The sequence below is a fragment of the Pseudomonas sp. PSPC3-2 genome (genome assembly GCF_049897085.1).
Taxonomy (GTDB): Bacteria; Pseudomonadota; Gammaproteobacteria; order Pseudomonadales; family Pseudomonadaceae; genus Aquipseudomonas; species Aquipseudomonas paraveronii.
Genome location: NZ_JAFCVO010000001.1, coordinates 445,247 through 459,816, shown reverse-complemented (window position 1 = coordinate 459,816; position 14,570 = coordinate 445,247). Strand labels below are relative to the sequence as shown.

Here is a 14,570-nt window from a genome sequence, read left to right as displayed (position 1 = left end):
TAAATGGCCTGATGACATAGAGCGAGGCAGTGAGATAGACCACGAAGTGGGCGAATTCGCCCACTGAGGCTTAAGAAATTTCGCGCCGGAACGGCGGCAAGGCATTCAAGATAGCCTTGCCATAGCGCTGGGTGACCAGGCGGCGATCGAGCAAGGTGATGGTGCCCCGGTCTTCTTCGGTACGCAGCAAGCGCCCGCAGGCCTGCACCAGCTTCAGGGACGCATCCGGCACCGAGATTTCCATGAACGGGTTGCCACCGCGCGCTTCGATCCACTCGGCCAGGGCGGCCTCGACAGGATCATCCGGCACCGAGAACGGGATCTTGGCGATCACCACGTGTTCGCAGTAGGCACCGGGTAAGTCCACGCCTTCGGCAAAGCTCGCCAGGCCGAACAGCACGCTGGAATCCCCGCCATCGACCCGCGCCTTGTGCTTGTTCAGGGTTTCCTGCTTGGACAGGTTGCCTTGGATAAACACCTGCTTGCGCCAGTCGCGGTCAAGGCCGTCGAACACGTCCTGCATCTGTTTGCGCGACGAGAACAGCACCAGTGTGCCGCGCGAACCTTCCACCAGCTCCGGCAAGTCACGGATGATCGCCGCCGTGTGGGCCGGCGCATCCCGGGGGTCGGCCTTGAGGTCGGGGACGCGCAGCACGCCGGCATCGGCGTGATGGAACGGGCTCGGCACCACGGCGGTGACGGCTTTTTTCGGCAGACCCGCACGCATGCGGAAGCGGTCGAAGGTGCCCAGGGCGGTCAGTGTGGCCGAGGTAACCAGGCAGCCATAGGCCACGTTCCACAAGTTGCGCCGCAACATTTCCGCCGCGAGGATCGGGCTGGCGTTGACCTCGATGTCAAACAGCGCACCGCTTTCCGACAGGGTCAGCCAACGCGCCATGGGCGGGTTGTCTTCCGGGTCTTCGACGGTGAAGGCGGTCCACAACTCCCAGTTGCCCTGGGCACGGGACAACAGGCTGCCGAACAGTGGGTACCACTCCTCGGCCTGGTTACTGGCGATGCCGATATTGACCTCGCCGTCCATGCCTTCCTTGAGCAGGTCGGTCAAGCGAGTGAACAGATCGGTTAGGCGCGAAAAGCCCTTCTTCAGCTCGACGCCCATTTCGCGCATGTGCTCGGGAATCAGTCCACCGACAAAGCGATGGCGCGGGCGCTCGCGGCCTTCGACGTCTTCGCCGGGCTTGAAGTCGGCGACCTGCTCGCAGGCGCTGAACATGAACTGCTGCTGGGTCTTGATCTCCCGCGCCAGCTCCGGTACCTGCTCGATCAGCTTGCCCAGGTCGCCGGGCAGCGGATGCTGGGCCAGCAGTTTGGTGAGGTTCTTGGCGGTGGTCTCCAACCAGTCGGCGGTGGAGCGCAAGCGCGTGTAGTGGGCGAAGTGGCCGATGGCCTTGTCGGGCAGGTGGTGGCCTTCGTCGAATACGTAAAGGGTGTCGCGCGGGTCCGGCAGCACGGCGCCGCCGCCCAGTGCCAGGTCGGCCAGGACCATGTCGTGGTTGGTGACGATCACGTCGACCTTACCCATGCCTTCGCGCGCCTTATAGAAGGCGCACTGGCCGAAATTGGGGCAATGACGGTTGGTGCATTGGCTGTGGTCGGTGGTCAGGCGCGCCCAATCGGCGTCTTCCAGGGCGGTGGGCCAGCTGTCGCGGTCGCCGTCCCATTTATTGCCGGCCAGTTTCTCGATCATGCTGGTAAACAGTTTTTGGCTGACTTCATCGACTTCGATCTTGAAGCCTTCTTCTTCAAACAGCGACGCCGTGGCGGTTTGCGCGTGGCCTTCCTGCAGCAGCACGTCGAGCTTGGACAGGCACATATAGCGGCCGCGGCCCTTGGCCAGGGCGAAGGTGAAGTTCAGGCCGCTGTTGCGCATCAGGTCGGGCAGGTCTTTGTAGACGATCTGCTCCTGCAGGGCGACGGTGGCGGTAGCAATCACCAAGCGCTTGCCGGCGGCCTTGGCGGTGGGAATCGCCGCAATGCTGTAGGCCACGGTCTTGCCGGTGCCGGTGCCGGCCTCGACGGCCACGATCGCAGGGTCGCCGCTGCGCCGGCCTTCGTCGTCGGTGTCGATATCCCCGAGGACCTTCGCCACTTCGGCGATCATCAGGCGTTGGCCGTAGCGCGGTTTCAAGCTCTTGGCTTCGAGAAAACGCGAATAGGCGCCCTGGATCGTGGTTTTGAGTTCAGTGCTGATCATGGATAGTCGGGCGCAAAAACGCTGGATAAATTTTCAGTGGTTCGGATCGGCAGCTATCATACCTCGCTAATTAATCCCGCGCAGAACGGAGTACCGCAATGACCGTGTTCAGCCTCGTTTACACCCTGCATGTATTGGCCGCCCTGATCTGGGTCGGCGGCATGTTTTTCGCCTGGATGATCCTGCGCCCCGCCGCTGTGGCGGCGCTTGAGGGCCCTGCCCGGCTCAAGCTGTGGGTAAATGTGTTTCAACGTTTTTTCGTGTGGGTCTGGGTGGCGGTGCTGGTTTTGCCGATCAGCGGTGTCGGCCTGTTGCAACTGCGCTTCAGCGGGTTTGAAACCGCACCGCGTTACGTGCAGGTGATGATGGGGTTGTATGTGGTGATGACCGCGCTGTTTATCCGCATCCAGGCGTTGAAGCTCCCTGAATTGCGCACAGCGGTGGCGGCTGAGGATTGGCCGGCGGGTGCGGCTGCACTGGGGCAGATTCGCAAGTTGGTGGGCATTAACCTGATCGTGGGGTTGGTGGTGGTCGCGATTGCTTCGGCTCGGCCGATGTTCTGAGACGCGCCTTAAACCGCCATCCGGAGCAAGCCCTCTCCCACACTTGAAATGCATTCAAAATGTGGGAGGGAGCTTGCTCCCGATGGCGTCAGAACGAACTACTCAAAGTCGCTGGACGGTTACAGAGCCAGCAGGACCAGCCGGCCCCGGTTGCCCTTCCAGCCCAGGCCGGCCTTTGTCACCACCATCGGCGCGGTACACCAGGCAACCCTTGGATTGCCCACCCCTTCCGGGCTTGCCCGCCGTCCCTGCCAAGCCGCCCGCGCCGCCATCGACCCAGACCTTGATCTTGTCGCTCGGAAAGTCCTGCGGCAGCTCGACCCGCACCTGCGCGCCCGCCGCGCCAGCCAACCCGTCGCCACCGTTATCGCCGTTGGCACCGCGCCCGGCGGAACCCCAAGTGCAACCCGGGTCTTCGCCGTTGGCGCCATCCAGCCCGGCATAACCTTGGGCGCCGGTACCACCACGGGCATCCACCGACAGCTCTTGCGCCGTCAGGGCATTGATGCGCAAGGTCAGGTCACGCCCGGCCTTGGCTGGTTTTTCATGAGTACCCGGAGCACCACGCGAGGTGATCTGGCTGCCGTGCTCCAGTTGCGCCTGACGCACCTGCAATTGCAGCACGGTGTTACCGGGAGCGATGGCGATGCGTGCTTCGCGGCCCAGGTGCAACACCTCCACCGAGACCTGGCTGATCGTGGCCGGGATGAGCAAAGTGCCGTAGTCCGCCACGTCCAGGCGTTCCAACTGCAGTACGCTGGTACTGCTGGGCAAGCGCATCAACGAATTGGTTTCAACACTGACGTTCTGGGCCAGGGCAACGGGGCTGACCAACAGGGCCAACAGAAAAACCTTACGCATCATGGGGCTCCTGAGTGATGGGGAATTTGTTATTTCAAATTTTTCTTTGGGCGCACAGTAACGACTTCTACAGGCGATTTGCCAGTGAAGGATCAAAAAACTTGAGAAGGCGTCGGTTTCAGCGAGGATCGCCAACGATGCCCCTGTGGAATCCCACAGGGGCAAGGGCTGTCAGCGGTTGATCTGGATTTCTACGCGGCGGTTCAGGGCACGTCCTTCAGCGGTTTTGTTGTCAGCCACCGGATGGCTTTCGCCCGCGCCGGTCACCGATACAAAGTTACTGCGAGGCACGCCGGAGCCGATCAGGTATTCCGTCACCGAGTGGGCGCGTTTTTCCGAGAGTTTCTGGTTGTAGACGTCCTTGCCGACGCTGTCGGTATGCCCGCTGACCCGCAACTGGGCGCTCGGGGCCTCCCGTTTCAGGCGGGTGGCAATGGTGTCGAGTTTGGTTTTGTCCGCCGCCGTCAGCTTGGCCGAGTCGAACTGGAAGTGTACATCGCGAATCACGATGGTTTCTTCCTTGACCACAACCACCTCTTCAACCACAACGGCGAGTGGCGCAGGTGGGCAACCATTGGCATCGACCTGCACGCCTTTCGGCGTGCCGGGGCACTTGTCACGGCTGTCCGGCACGCCATCGCCGTCTTCGTCACCATCGCCGTGTACCCAGCAATAGGCACCGGCCATGCCGCCGACCAACAACGCGCCGTAGCCGGCGTAGGCTGAGCTTTCCGTCGCACCGATCGCCGCACCGGTCACACCGCCAACGGCGGCGCAGGTGGGCCAATCGGTTTTTTGCAAACCTGCGCAACCTGTCAATACTCCGGTTAGCAGAACCAAGGGTAGAGCTGTCCGCATGATGCTCATCTGATTTCTCCTGGGGGGATCGGCGGGGGCCGATGGGTGGAGTAAAGACCGCTCCTTTCAACTGCGCCAGTACGCCACACCCCCGTATTCATTGAGGCCGGCCGCACTTGAGGGACTTTTCTCAGCCACCCGCTCTAGGCCCGCACGCTCAGCCGCGCTAGTCTCTAGGGTCATGATGTGAGGATCTCTGATGACCGCTGGTATTTCTTCTCGTACACCCCAGCAAGCCCTGGCTGCCTTGCTCGATTTGCAGCAGCCCAAACGCCTGTTGCTGTTGGGTGCCAGCCAGTTCCCGGCACTGCAAGCCTTTCAAAAGGCGCACCCTGAGACCCAGGTGTCCGTCGCGGCGCCTGGCGCGTTGCCGGCGGAACTGGCGGCGCAGCGTTTTGACCTGGCGCTGGTGGTCGATTGCCTGGAGCACCTGTCAAAATCACAAGGCCTGACCCTGTTGGGTGGCATTCGCAACCTCAATGCCAGCCGTATTGCGGTGCTGGTGGACCTGGGAGCCTGCGACTGGAAGGACACTGACTTCTTCTCCCTGGCCCTGCAGGCCGGTGAGCGCTTCGAGCGCGATGAGCAGGTGCTGACGCTGTTTACCTATGATCTGCTTGACTATAAACAGGTGCCGGACTGGCTCAACGCCCGCTTCTGGGCCAACCCGGAAAACTTCGGAAAGTATTGGTGGTAACCCAATGACTACAGCCATTTGCCCCTGCGGCAGCGGCAACCTGCTGGATGCCTGCTGCGGCCATTATCACGCCGGCCACCCGGCGCCGTGTGCCAGCGCACTGATGCGTTCGCGCTACAGCGCCTACGTGCTGGGCCTGGTGGACTACCTGGTGGCCACCACCCTGCCCGCGCAACAGGCCGCCTTGGACCGTGACGCCATTGCCGCCTGGAGTGCCCAGAGCACCTGGCTCGGCCTGGAGGTGGAAAGCTCCGAGGTGTTCGGCGGCCAGCCGGAACATGCGTTCGTGACCTTTACTGCACGCTGGCATGACAGCACCGGCGAACATAGCCACCGCGAACAGTCTTCTTTCGTACAGAATGAGGCGCGCTGGTACTTCATCGACCCGACAGTGCAGATGAAGGCCGGACGCAATGACGCGTGCCTCTGCGGGAGCGGGCAGAAGTTCAAGAAGTGCTGCTCCAGCTACCTCTAATCACCTGACAGGGATCACGCCATGCTCCGGATTTACAGCTTGTTGCTGGCGTTGACCCTTGGCTTGAGCGGCTGCGCCTCGTGGTTCGAGGACGACACGCCCCCGCCCCACGTCTCGCTGGTGAAAGTCGAAGTGATACGGGCCAAGTTACTGGAGCAGAAGTTCAAGCTGTATTTTCGCGTGGACAACCGCGACGACGCCGATCTGACGGTGCGGGGCCTGATCTACAAGGTCACCCTGGGCAACCTGCTGCTGACCGAAGGCGAATCCAACGAATGGCTCACCGTGCCGCCGCGTGGCCATGCCTTTTTCAAGATCTCGGTGCGCACCAACCTCTGGCCGCAAATCCGTGATGTGGTGCAGATGCTGAAAAAACCCGAGCGGCCCGTGCCGTATCGGCTGGAAGGCGAGCTGAAAACCGGATTATTCATCGGTAATGACGTGCGCGTGGACCACAATGGCGAGATAATCCCCGGCGATTTTATTCCGGAGCGACATCGATGACTCAGCAACCCCATGTCCATGGTCCTGACTGCAACCACGATCACGATCACGATCACCATGATCACGACCACGGCCATGTCCACGGCCCGAACTGCGGCCATGCTCACCAGGAGCCGGTGCGCAATGCCCTGAAGGACGTTGGCCGTAACGATCCATGCCCATGCGGCAGCGAGAAGAAATTCAAGAAGTGCCACGGCGCTTGATACCACGCTCCTGAAAATAAGCCTTAGCTCCTGCTTGCGTCGTTTCACCGCGCTCACTAACGTAGCGCCTTTACTGACGCTACCCCCGCAGGAGCTTTGCCATGGCCTCGCCAGCCCTCTCACATTTTCTTCCCCGGTTCGGCGTTGCCGCGGCAGTGGCCAGCGCATTAAGCCTGGCTGGTTGCCAACTCCAGAGCACCCAGGACACCCTGCCACCCGTTACCGGCGTACAGCCGATCAAGGGCCTCGCGCAGAATGTTTCGATACGCCGCAATGCCCAGGGCATGCCGCTGATTGAAAGCAACACCTTCCACGACGCACTGTTCAGCCTCGGCTATGTGCATGCCAGCGACCGCATTACGCAGATGGTCACGTTGCGTTTGCTGGCCCAAGGCCGCCTGGCGGAAATGTCCGGCCCCGAGGTGCTGGATGTCGACCGATTCATGCGCGCGGTCAATCTCAAGAAAAGCGCCGGCGAGCTGTACAACGCCTCGTCGCCACGTCTCAAGCGCTTCTTTGAAGTGTATGCCCGTGGCGTCAACGCCTACTTGTTCCGCTACCGCGACAAGCTGCCGCCGGACCTCGCCCAGACCGGCTACAAACCCGAGTACTGGAAGCCGGAAGATTCGGCGCTGTTGTTCTGCCTGCTGAATTTCAGCGAGTCGGCCAACCTGCAGGAAGAATTGTCGTCCCTGGTACTGGGGCAAAAGGTCGGCGTCGACAAACTCGCCTGGCTCACCCCAAGTGCGCCGGATGAACCGATCCCCCTGGCCGAAGCCGACAAACTCAAGGGTGTGAACCTGGGCCAGATCACGGGCCTGGCCGGGCTGGAGACGGTCAGCCAGCAACTGAGCAGCCTCAACTCACTGGCGGTCACCACCTCGAGCAACTGGGCGATTGGCCCGCAACGCAGCCGCAGCGGCAAAAGCCTGCTGGCCAACGACCTCGCCGCCCAGCCGCAAGCACCGTCGCCATGGAATTACGTACAGATCCGCGCCCCGAAATACCAGGCCGTCGGCGCCTCGATTGCCGGCCTGCCAACCCTGCTGTCCGGCTTCAACGGCAAAGTGGCGTGGAGCATGAGCACGGTCAAGGGCGACACGCAGGACCTGTTCTTGGAAAAGGTCAAACGCCAGGGCAGTGCGTTGTACTACGAGAGCAACGGCAAATGGCTGCCGGCCGGTGTGCGTAACGAGACCTTTTTCATCAAAGGCCAACGCTCGATTCGCGAAGTGGTGTACGAAACCCGCCACGGCGCCCTGCTCAACAGTAGCCAGGCGCTAACAACGGGACTGGGTCTGGCCCTGCAAACGGCGGACTTCAAGGACGACAAGAGCCTGGATGCGTTCTTCGACCTGTCCCGTGCGCAAAACGCCGGCAAAGCCTCGGACGCGACCCGGGAAATCCGCGCCATCGCCTTGAACATGGTGTTCGCCGACGCCAGCAACATCGGCTGGCAGGTTACCGGGCGCTTCCCCAACCGCCGCGAAGGCGAAGGCCTGCTGCCTTCACCGGGCTGGGATGCGCGCTTTGACTGGGACGGTTACGCCGACGCGATGCTGCACCCCTATGACCAGGACCCGGCCCAAGGCTGGATCGGCACCGCCAACCAACGTACCGCGCCGCGCGGCTATGGCATGCAACTGTCCAACTCGTGGGATGCTCCGGAGCGCAGCGAGCGCCTGGCGCAGTTGGCCAATGCCGGCAAGCATGACAGCCGCAGCATGATCGCCATGCAATACGACCAGACCACCACGTTCGCCGCCAAGCTCAAGAACATGTTCCAGGCGCCTGGCATGGCGCAGCCGCTGAAACAGGCGATCGCTGCGCTGCCCGCAGCCGAACAGACCAAGGCCCGTGAAGCGCTGAATCGCCTGATGGCGTTTGACGGCCGCCTGGCGCCGACGTCAGCCGACGCGGCGATTTATGAGCTGTTCCTGCAGGAAAGCAGCAAACAGATCTTCCTCGACGAACTCGGCCCGGAAAACAGCGCCACTTGGAAAGCCTTTATCAGCAACGCCAACCTGTCATACGCCGCTCAGGCCGACCACCTGCTGGGCCGTGAAGACAGCCCATTCTGGGACGATGTACGCACCCCGCAGAAAGAAGACAAACCGGCAATCCTCGCCCGCAGCCTGGCCGCCGCGATCACTGCCGGCGACAGCCAGTTGGGTGCCGATCACAAGGCCTGGCAGTGGGGCAAACTGCACAGCACCACCTGGAAGAACAGTAATGGCCAGGTGATTCGCGGCCCGCTGGCTAGCGGCGGCGACCACAACACCCTGAACCCGGCCCCGTACAATTGGGGGCAAAGTTTCGACACCACCCAAGTGCCGGCACTGCGCATGATTGTCGACTTCGGCCAGGCGGAACCGATGATGGGCCAGGGCGGCATCGGCCAGTCCGGCAACCCGGCCAGCCCGAACTATGCCAATGGCATCGATCCGTCGCTCAAGGCGCAATACCTGAGCTTCCCGATGCAGCCGCAGAACTTTGACAAGGTGTATGGGAAAGCCAGGTTGACCCTCACTCCCGGCAAGTAACCGTACCAACAGGTGGGAGCTGGCTTGCCTGCGATAGCGGTGGATCAGTCACTGAAAGAGTGACTGACACGGCTTCATCGCAGGCAAGCCTGCTCCCACATTTTTTAATCTGCGCTCGATCCAAAATGGTGCAGCCGATTTTCAATGCCCACTTTCGGGCATCTCCTATACTAATAGCTCCCTCTTCCCACCTTTTAAAACGATCATTCGGAGCGACATTCGGAACTATGGTGCAGAAATTGCTACTTGTGATCCGTCTGACACCGTTCAGTAACAGTCCTAAACGCGCCACAAGCGCTTATCTTGGTTTCCAGGGATTACATAATGAAAAAAGCATTGCTGACCCTTTCTGCACTGGCTCTGTGCATGGCCGCAGGTTCCGCCTTGGCCAAGGAATACAAGGAATTGCGTTTTGGTGTCGATCCGTCCTACGCACCGTTCGAGTCCAAAGCGGCTGACGGCAGCCTGGTGGGCTTCGACATCGACCTGGGCAATGCGATCTGCGCCGAGCTGAAGGTCAAGTGCAAGTGGGTCGAAAGCGACTTCGACGGCATGATTCCAGGCCTCAAAGCCAACAAATTCGACGGCGTGATTTCGTCCATGACCGTCACCGAAGCCCGTATGAAGGCCATCGACTTCTCCAACGAGCTGTTCTCCGGCCCGACTTCGCTGGTATTCAAGAAGGGCGCCGGTTACTCGACGCCTGAGTCCCTCAAGGGCAAAACCGTGGGCTACGAGCAAGGCACCATCCAGGAAGCCTATGCCAAGGCCGTATTGGATAAAGCCGGTGTGACCACCAAGGCCTACGCCAACCAGGACCAGGTGTACGCTGACCTGACCTCCGGTCGTCTCGACGCCTCCGTGCAGGACATGCTGCAAGCCGAACTGGGCTTCCTGAAGTCGCCGGCCGGTGCCGGTTATGAAGTCAGCGCGGCCATCGACGACCCATTGCTGCCGTCGAAAACGGCGGTCGGTATCAAAAAAGGTAACACTGAGCTGAAGGCCTTTTTGGATAAAGGTATCAAAGCGTTACATGATGATGGCACCTACGCCAGCATCCAGAAGAAACACTTTGGCGATCTGAACCTGTACAGCGGCAAATAATGCCTGGGGCGCCCCTTCCCGCAAGGGGCGCTTTTTTATCGCCATAGGTCCTGATTTATGTTCGAAGAACTGTTGCAAACCCTCGGGCTGAGCGCGCTCAGTTTGAAGGGTTTCGGCCCGCTGTTGCTGCAAGGCACCTGGATGACCATCAAGTTGTCGGTGCTGTCCCTGGCCGTCAGCGTGTTGCTGGGCCTGCTCGGCGCCAGCGCCAAACTGTCCAGCCTGCCCTTCCTGCGCATTCCCGCCCAGCTCTACACCACGCTGATTCGTGGCGTGCCCGACCTGGTGCTGATGCTGCTGATTTTCTACAGCCTGCAAACCTGGCTGACCGGTCTTACCGACTTCATGGAATGGGAATACATCGAAATCGACCCATTCAGCGCCGGGGTGATCACCCTGGGCTTTATTTACGGTGCGTACTTCACCGAAACCTTTCGCGGCGCGATCCTCGCGGTGCCCCGTGGCCAACTGGAAGCCGCCACGGCGTATGGCCTCAAACGCGGGCAGCGGTTTCGCTACGTGACCTTCCCGCAAATGATGCGCTTTGCCCTCCCGGGCATCGGCAACAACTGGATGGTGATGCTCAAGGCCACCGCGCTGGTGTCGATCATCGGCCTGGCAGACCTGGTCAAGGCCGCGCAGGATGCCGGCAAGAGCACCTATCAACTGTTTTACTTCCTGGTGGTTGCCGCCTTGATCTACCTGCTGATCACCAGTGCGTCCAACTTTGTCCTGCGCCGTCTTGAACGTCGCTATTCGGCAGGCTCCCGGGAGGCCGTGCGATGATCGAACTCTTGCAGGAATACTGGCGCCCATTCCTTTACAGCGACGGCCAGCACATCACCGGCCTGGCCATGACCATGTGGCTGCTCAGCGCCTCATTGGTGATCGGCTTTCTGGTGTCGATCCCGCTGTCCATCGCCAGGGTGTCGCGTAACCCTCTGGTGCGCTGGCCGGTGCAGTTCTACACCTACCTGTTTCGTGGTACGCCGCTCTATATCCAATTGCTGATCTGTTACACCGGCATCTACAGCATTGCCGCCGTGCGCGCCCAGCCGGTGCTGGACGCGTTCTTTCGCGACGCGATGAACTGCACGGTCCTGGCCTTCGCCCTCAACACCTGCGCCTACACCACCGAAATTTTCGCCGGGGCGATCCGCAGCATGGCCCACGGCGAAGTCGAAGCGGCCAAAGCCTACGGCCTCAGCGGCTGGAAGCTGTATGCCTATGTGATCATGCCGTCGGCCCTGCGCCGTTCATTGCCGTACTACAGCAATGAAGTGATTTTGATGCTGCACTCGACGACGGTGGCGTTTACCGCGACGATCCCGGACATTCTCAAAGTAGCCCGGGACGCCAACTCGGCCACCTTCCTCACCTTTCAATCATTCGGCATCGCTGCGCTGATCTACCTGACTGTGACCTTTGCCCTGGTCGGTCTGTTTCGTCTGGCGGAGCGCCGCTGGCTGGCTTTCCTCGGGCCGAGCCATTAAGGAGCCTTCATGCGTCATCAGATCCATGAACTGATCGCGCCGGTGCCAGGCACGGCGCGGCAGATTCACAGCTTCCACTTCGGCCCGGAGCAGGCCGAACACAAGATCTACATCCAGTCGTCGCTGCATGCCGATGAACTGCCGGGCATGCTGGTGGCCTGGCACCTCAAGGCACGCCTGGCGCAACTGGCCGCCGCCGGGCGCTTGCGCAGCGAAGTCGTGCTGGTACCCATCGCCAACCCGGCGGGCCTCGAACAAGTGTTGATGGACATCCCACTGGGCCGCTATGAGTTGGAAAGCGGGCAGAACTTCAATCGCCTGTTTGTCGACCTCAGTGAAGAGGTGGGTGATCAGGTCAAGGATTTGCTCGGGGAGGATCCCCAGCGCAACGTCGAACTGATCCGCGAGGCGCTGTCCAGCGCCCTGGCGGAGCAAACCGTCACGACCCAGTTGCAATCCCAGCGCCTGGTGCTGCAACGCCTGGCCTGTGATGCCGACATGGTGCTGGACCTGCATTGCGACTTCGAAGCCGTGGCGCACCTGTACACCACGCCCGAGGCCTGGCCGCAGGTGGAGCCGCTGGCGCGGTATATCGGCTCGGAGGCCAACTTGCTGGCCACCGATTCCGGCGGGCAATCCTTCGATGAGTGCTTCACCCTGGTGTGGTGGCAGTTGCAGCAACGCTTCGGCGAACGCTTCCCGATCCCCATGGGCTGTTTTTCGGTGACCGTCGAACTGCGCGGCCAGGGCGACGTCAACCATGGCCTGGCCGGCCTCGACTGCCAGGCGATCATCGACTACCTGATTCACTTCGGCGCGATTGCCGGCGACGTGGCACCGCTGCCCGACCTGCCCTACCCGGCCACCCCGCTGGCGGGCGTCGAACCGGTAGCGACGCCGGTCGGCGGCTTGCTGGTGTTCAGCGCCTTGCCCGGTGAATACCTCGAAGCCGGGCAACTGATCGCCGAAATCATCGACCCCATTACTGACCGCGTAACGCCTGTGCATTGCAAAAGCGCCGGCCTGCTTTACGCCCGTTCGCTGCGGCGCATGGCCACTGCAGGGATGGTCATCGGCCACGTTGCAGGCTCAGAGGCCTACCGCAGCGGCTACCTACTTTCGCCTTGAGGATGCACGCCCCATGTACAAACTGACCGTTGAAGGCCTGCATAAAAGCTATGGCGACAATGAAGTGCTCAAAGGCGTCTCGCTCAAGGCCAAGACCGGTGACGTGATCAGCCTGATCGGCGCCAGCGGTTCGGGCAAGAGCACCTTCCTGCGCTGCATTAACTTTCTGGAAACGCCCAACGACGGTGCGATGACCCTCGATGACAAGCCGATCCGTATGGTCAGCGACCGCCACGGCATGCGCGTGGCCGACGACGCCGAGCTGCAGCGCCTGCGCACGCGCCTGGCGATGGTGTTCCAACACTTCAACCTGTGGAGCCACATGAGCGTGCTGGAAAACATCACCATGGCCCCGCGCCGGGTGCTGGGCTGCAGTAAGAAAGACGCCGAGGACCGTGCCCGTCGCTACCTGGACAAAGTCGGCCTGCCGGCCCGCGTGGCCGATCAATACCCGGCATTTCTCTCTGGTGGCCAGCAGCAACGCGTGGCCATCGCCCGCGCCTTGGCGATGGAGCCGGAGGTGATGCTGTTCGACGAACCCACCTCGGCCCTCGACCCGGAGCTGGTGGGCGAAGTGCTGAAGGTGATCCAGGGCCTGGCAGAGGAAGGCCGCACCATGATCATGGTGACCCACGAGATGAGCTTTGCGCGCAAGGTGTCGAGCCAGGTGCTGTTCCTGCACAAGGGCTTGGTGGAAGAGCAAGGCACGCCAGAAGATGTGCTGGGCAACCCGAAGAGTGAGCGCCTGCAACAATTCCTGAGTGGCAATTTGAAGTAATTTTTTTGCTAAGCGTTACCGCAAACACCCTGCTCGCCCCCAGCCCCGCCTGAGCGCTCTGAGGGCCTGCCGAGCCGGCGCATGAGCTTGATCGCGGCAAACCCCGCAGGCGGCCTGCTGACGGCGTTTGGGGCCTTTGCTGAGGATATTCAGTGGAGCAGGACCACCAGCGGCGGACTTCTGTGATCGACCGCCAGGCGACCTGGCCAGTCTGTTGGAGAACTGACCATTTCCCAACCTGCAGGCCTCAGGCGATCGGCGCGGGTGGTGGCTCGTCCGGAAGGGTCGGTTCGCCAGGCTCGCGAGGTTCGGTAGGGTCCGGGAAATCGGGGTCAGGTTGACCGGGGATACCGCCCGCATAGGCAGGGTCGGCCATCAGGGACCAGGCCAGAACACCAATCTGGTTGGGTTCAAGCCGGGCGAGTTCGGCGCTGATTCGCGGGTCGATCTTCATAAGGTACTCCTCAAGCGTGGCTCGGCGCGTTTTGCACGCACCGAGGCAGTACACCCAATAGAGTCACTTTCCCCAGACTAATTCCCTTTAAGCGTAGGACGTTTCTATCAGGCGCGTGGCAAGGTGACGCCGCGCTGGCCCTGGTACTTGCCGCCACGGTCCTTGTAGGACACTTCACAGGCCTCATCGGACTGCAGGAACAGCATCTGCGCCACGCCTTCGTTGGCGTAGATCTTCGCCGGCAGGGTGGTGGTGTTGGAGAATTCCAGGGTGACGTGGCCTTCCCACTCAGGCTCAAGCGGCGTTACGTTGACGATAATGCCGCAGCGCGCGTAAGTGCTTTTACCCAGGCAGATGGTCAGCACGTCGCGGGGAATACGGAAAAATTCCACGGTGCGCGCCAGGGCGAAGGAGTTGGGCGGGATGATGCACACGTCGCTCTTGACGTCGACGAAGCTCTTTTCGTCGAAGTTTTTCGGATCGACGGTGGCCGAGTTGATGTTGGTGAACACCTTGAATTCATCGGCACAACGCACGTCGTAGCCGTAGCTGGAAACACCATACGAAATCACACGATCAGCGCCTTCACCACGGATCTGGCGCTCAACGAACGGTTCGATCATGCCGTGCTCTTGCGCCATGCGGCGAATCCACTTGTCCGATTTGATGCTCATGGCGGGTGTCCTGAATAGCG

At 61.3% G+C, this 14,570-nt stretch carries 16 protein-coding genes; 11 read left to right on the top strand and 5 right to left on the bottom strand.

The window, feature by feature from the left end; genetic code table 11:
- Window positions 1–70: 70 nt before the first annotated feature.
- The gene (gene dinG / locus ACP7CJ_RS02085; protein ID WP_247403958.1) at window positions 71–2,215 is read right to left on the bottom strand and encodes an ATP-dependent DNA helicase DinG; all 2,145 of its coding nucleotides are present in this window, start codon (window positions 2,213–2,215) and stop codon (window positions 71–73) included.
- 98 nt (window positions 2,216–2,313) lie between these two features.
- Here dinG and ACP7CJ_RS02080 point away from each other — a divergent pair, with 98 nt between their 5' ends.
- Window positions 2,314–2,778: a CopD family protein gene (locus ACP7CJ_RS02080; protein ID WP_276196877.1), complete on the top strand. Its 465-nt coding sequence runs from the start codon at window positions 2,314–2,316 to the stop codon at window positions 2,776–2,778.
- A 102-nt stretch (window positions 2,779–2,880) separates the two neighbouring features.
- Here the strand turns inward: ACP7CJ_RS02080 and ACP7CJ_RS02075 are convergent, their stop codons facing one another.
- Both ACP7CJ_RS02075 and ACP7CJ_RS02070 read right to left on the bottom strand, forming a co-directional pair.
- Window positions 2,881–3,639: a collagen-like protein gene (locus ACP7CJ_RS02075; protein WP_276196876.1), complete on the bottom strand. Its 759-nt coding sequence runs from the start codon at window positions 3,637–3,639 to the stop codon at window positions 2,881–2,883.
- Window positions 3,640–3,810: 171 nt separating this feature from the next.
- Window positions 3,811–4,506, bottom strand: coding sequence for an OmpA family protein (locus tag ACP7CJ_RS02070; protein WP_276196875.1), 696 nt, complete (start codon window positions 4,504–4,506; stop codon window positions 3,811–3,813).
- 190 nt (window positions 4,507–4,696) lie between these two features.
- Between ACP7CJ_RS02070 and ACP7CJ_RS02065 the strand changes: the two genes are divergently transcribed.
- The 10 genes from ACP7CJ_RS02065 (at window position 4,697) to ACP7CJ_RS02020 (ending at window position 13,422) form a co-directional block, all read left to right on the top strand.
- The gene (locus tag ACP7CJ_RS02065; protein ID WP_426099561.1) at window positions 4,697–5,194 is read left to right on the top strand and encodes a DUF6231 family protein; all 498 of its coding nucleotides are present in this window, start codon (window positions 4,697–4,699) and stop codon (window positions 5,192–5,194) included.
- 4 nt (window positions 5,195–5,198) lie between these two features.
- Entirely contained in the window at window positions 5,199–5,669 is a 471-nt protein-coding gene (locus ACP7CJ_RS02060) for a YchJ family protein (RefSeq protein WP_276196873.1), read from the top strand.
- A 21-nt stretch (window positions 5,670–5,690) separates the two neighbouring features.
- Window positions 5,691–6,173 (top strand): LEA type 2 family protein, encoded by a 483-nt coding sequence (locus ACP7CJ_RS02055; RefSeq protein ID WP_426099562.1) that lies wholly within the window; start codon window positions 5,691–5,693, stop codon window positions 6,171–6,173.
- Window positions 6,170–6,376, top strand: coding sequence for an SEC-C metal-binding domain-containing protein (locus ACP7CJ_RS02050; RefSeq protein WP_034137262.1), 207 nt, complete (start codon window positions 6,170–6,172; stop codon window positions 6,374–6,376). The genes ACP7CJ_RS02055 and ACP7CJ_RS02050 overlap by 4 nt, the downstream gene beginning before the upstream one ends.
- Window positions 6,377–6,477: 101 nt before the next feature.
- On the top strand, window positions 6,478–8,919 hold the full coding sequence (locus ACP7CJ_RS02045) for a penicillin acylase family protein (protein WP_276196871.1): 2,442 nt from the start codon (window positions 6,478–6,480) through the stop codon (window positions 8,917–8,919).
- Window positions 8,920–9,243: 324 nt separating this feature from the next.
- The gene (locus ACP7CJ_RS02040; RefSeq protein ID WP_276196870.1) at window positions 9,244–10,023 is read left to right on the top strand and encodes a transporter substrate-binding domain-containing protein; all 780 of its coding nucleotides are present in this window, start codon (window positions 9,244–9,246) and stop codon (window positions 10,021–10,023) included.
- Window positions 10,024–10,080: 57 nt separating this feature from the next.
- Window positions 10,081–10,809: an ABC transporter permease gene (locus ACP7CJ_RS02035; RefSeq protein WP_247407180.1), complete on the top strand. Its 729-nt coding sequence runs from the start codon at window positions 10,081–10,083 to the stop codon at window positions 10,807–10,809.
- On the top strand, window positions 10,806–11,516 hold the full coding sequence (locus tag ACP7CJ_RS02030) for an ABC transporter permease (protein WP_017844772.1): 711 nt from the start codon (window positions 10,806–10,808) through the stop codon (window positions 11,514–11,516). The genes ACP7CJ_RS02035 and ACP7CJ_RS02030 overlap by 4 nt, the downstream gene beginning before the upstream one ends.
- A gap of 9 nt (window positions 11,517–11,525) precedes the next feature.
- Window positions 11,526–12,644, top strand: coding sequence for a succinylglutamate desuccinylase/aspartoacylase family protein (locus ACP7CJ_RS02025; protein WP_276196869.1), 1,119 nt, complete (start codon window positions 11,526–11,528; stop codon window positions 12,642–12,644).
- A 13-nt stretch (window positions 12,645–12,657) separates the two neighbouring features.
- Window positions 12,658–13,422 (top strand): ABC transporter ATP-binding protein, encoded by a 765-nt coding sequence (locus tag ACP7CJ_RS02020; protein WP_010563548.1) that lies wholly within the window; start codon window positions 12,658–12,660, stop codon window positions 13,420–13,422.
- Window positions 13,423–13,669: 247 nt separating this feature from the next.
- Here ACP7CJ_RS02020 and ACP7CJ_RS02015 read toward each other — a convergent pair whose 3' ends face one another.
- Together ACP7CJ_RS02015 and dcd are read right to left on the bottom strand one after the other, a co-directional pair.
- The gene (locus ACP7CJ_RS02015) at window positions 13,670–13,876 is read right to left on the bottom strand and encodes a hypothetical protein (protein WP_247407568.1); all 207 of its coding nucleotides are present in this window, start codon (window positions 13,874–13,876) and stop codon (window positions 13,670–13,672) included.
- Window positions 13,877–13,983: 107 nt separating this feature from the next.
- Window positions 13,984–14,550 (bottom strand): dCTP deaminase, encoded by a 567-nt coding sequence (gene dcd / locus ACP7CJ_RS02010; RefSeq protein WP_058412395.1) that lies wholly within the window; start codon window positions 14,548–14,550, stop codon window positions 13,984–13,986.
- Window positions 14,551–14,570: the final 20 nt, after the last annotated feature.

What these genes read in the sequence shown, in the direction of transcription:
- ACP7CJ_RS02060 (WP_276196873.1), top strand. Translation starts at nt 5,199, where the DNA reads ATGACTACAGCCATTTGCCCCTGCGGCAGCGGCAACCTGCTGGATGCC.
- ACP7CJ_RS02045 (WP_276196871.1), top strand. Translation starts at nt 6,478, where the DNA reads ATGGCCTCGCCAGCCCTCTCACATTTTCTTCCCCGGTTCGGCGTTGCC.
- ACP7CJ_RS02055 (WP_426099562.1), top strand. Translation starts at nt 5,691, where the DNA reads ATGCTCCGGATTTACAGCTTGTTGCTGGCGTTGACCCTTGGCTTGAGC.
- ACP7CJ_RS02020 (WP_010563548.1), top strand. Translation starts at nt 12,658, where the DNA reads ATGTACAAACTGACCGTTGAAGGCCTGCATAAAAGCTATGGCGACAAT.
- ACP7CJ_RS02030 (WP_017844772.1), top strand. Translation starts at nt 10,806, where the DNA reads ATGATCGAACTCTTGCAGGAATACTGGCGCCCATTCCTTTACAGCGAC.
- ACP7CJ_RS02025 (WP_276196869.1), top strand. Translation starts at nt 11,526, where the DNA reads ATGCGTCATCAGATCCATGAACTGATCGCGCCGGTGCCAGGCACGGCG.
- ACP7CJ_RS02035 (WP_247407180.1), top strand. Translation starts at nt 10,081, where the DNA reads ATGTTCGAAGAACTGTTGCAAACCCTCGGGCTGAGCGCGCTCAGTTTG.
- ACP7CJ_RS02075 (WP_276196876.1), bottom strand. Translation starts at nt 3,639, where the DNA reads ATGCGTAAGGTTTTTCTGTTGGCCCTGTTGGTCAGCCCCGTTGCCCTG.
- ACP7CJ_RS02015 (WP_247407568.1), bottom strand. Translation starts at nt 13,876, where the DNA reads ATGAAGATCGACCCGCGAATCAGCGCCGAACTCGCCCGGCTTGAACCC.
- ACP7CJ_RS02050 (WP_034137262.1), top strand. Translation starts at nt 6,170, where the DNA reads ATGACTCAGCAACCCCATGTCCATGGTCCTGACTGCAACCACGATCAC.
- ACP7CJ_RS02070 (WP_276196875.1), bottom strand. Translation starts at nt 4,506, where the DNA reads ATGAGCATCATGCGGACAGCTCTACCCTTGGTTCTGCTAACCGGAGTA.
- ACP7CJ_RS02080 (WP_276196877.1), top strand. Translation starts at nt 2,314, where the DNA reads ATGACCGTGTTCAGCCTCGTTTACACCCTGCATGTATTGGCCGCCCTG.
- dinG (WP_247403958.1), bottom strand. Translation starts at nt 2,215, where the DNA reads ATGATCAGCACTGAACTCAAAACCACGATCCAGGGCGCCTATTCGCGT.
- dcd (WP_058412395.1), bottom strand. Translation starts at nt 14,550, where the DNA reads ATGAGCATCAAATCGGACAAGTGGATTCGCCGCATGGCGCAAGAGCAC.
- ACP7CJ_RS02040 (WP_276196870.1), top strand. Translation starts at nt 9,244, where the DNA reads ATGAAAAAAGCATTGCTGACCCTTTCTGCACTGGCTCTGTGCATGGCC.
- ACP7CJ_RS02065 (WP_426099561.1), top strand. Translation starts at nt 4,697, where the DNA reads ATGACCGCTGGTATTTCTTCTCGTACACCCCAGCAAGCCCTGGCTGCC.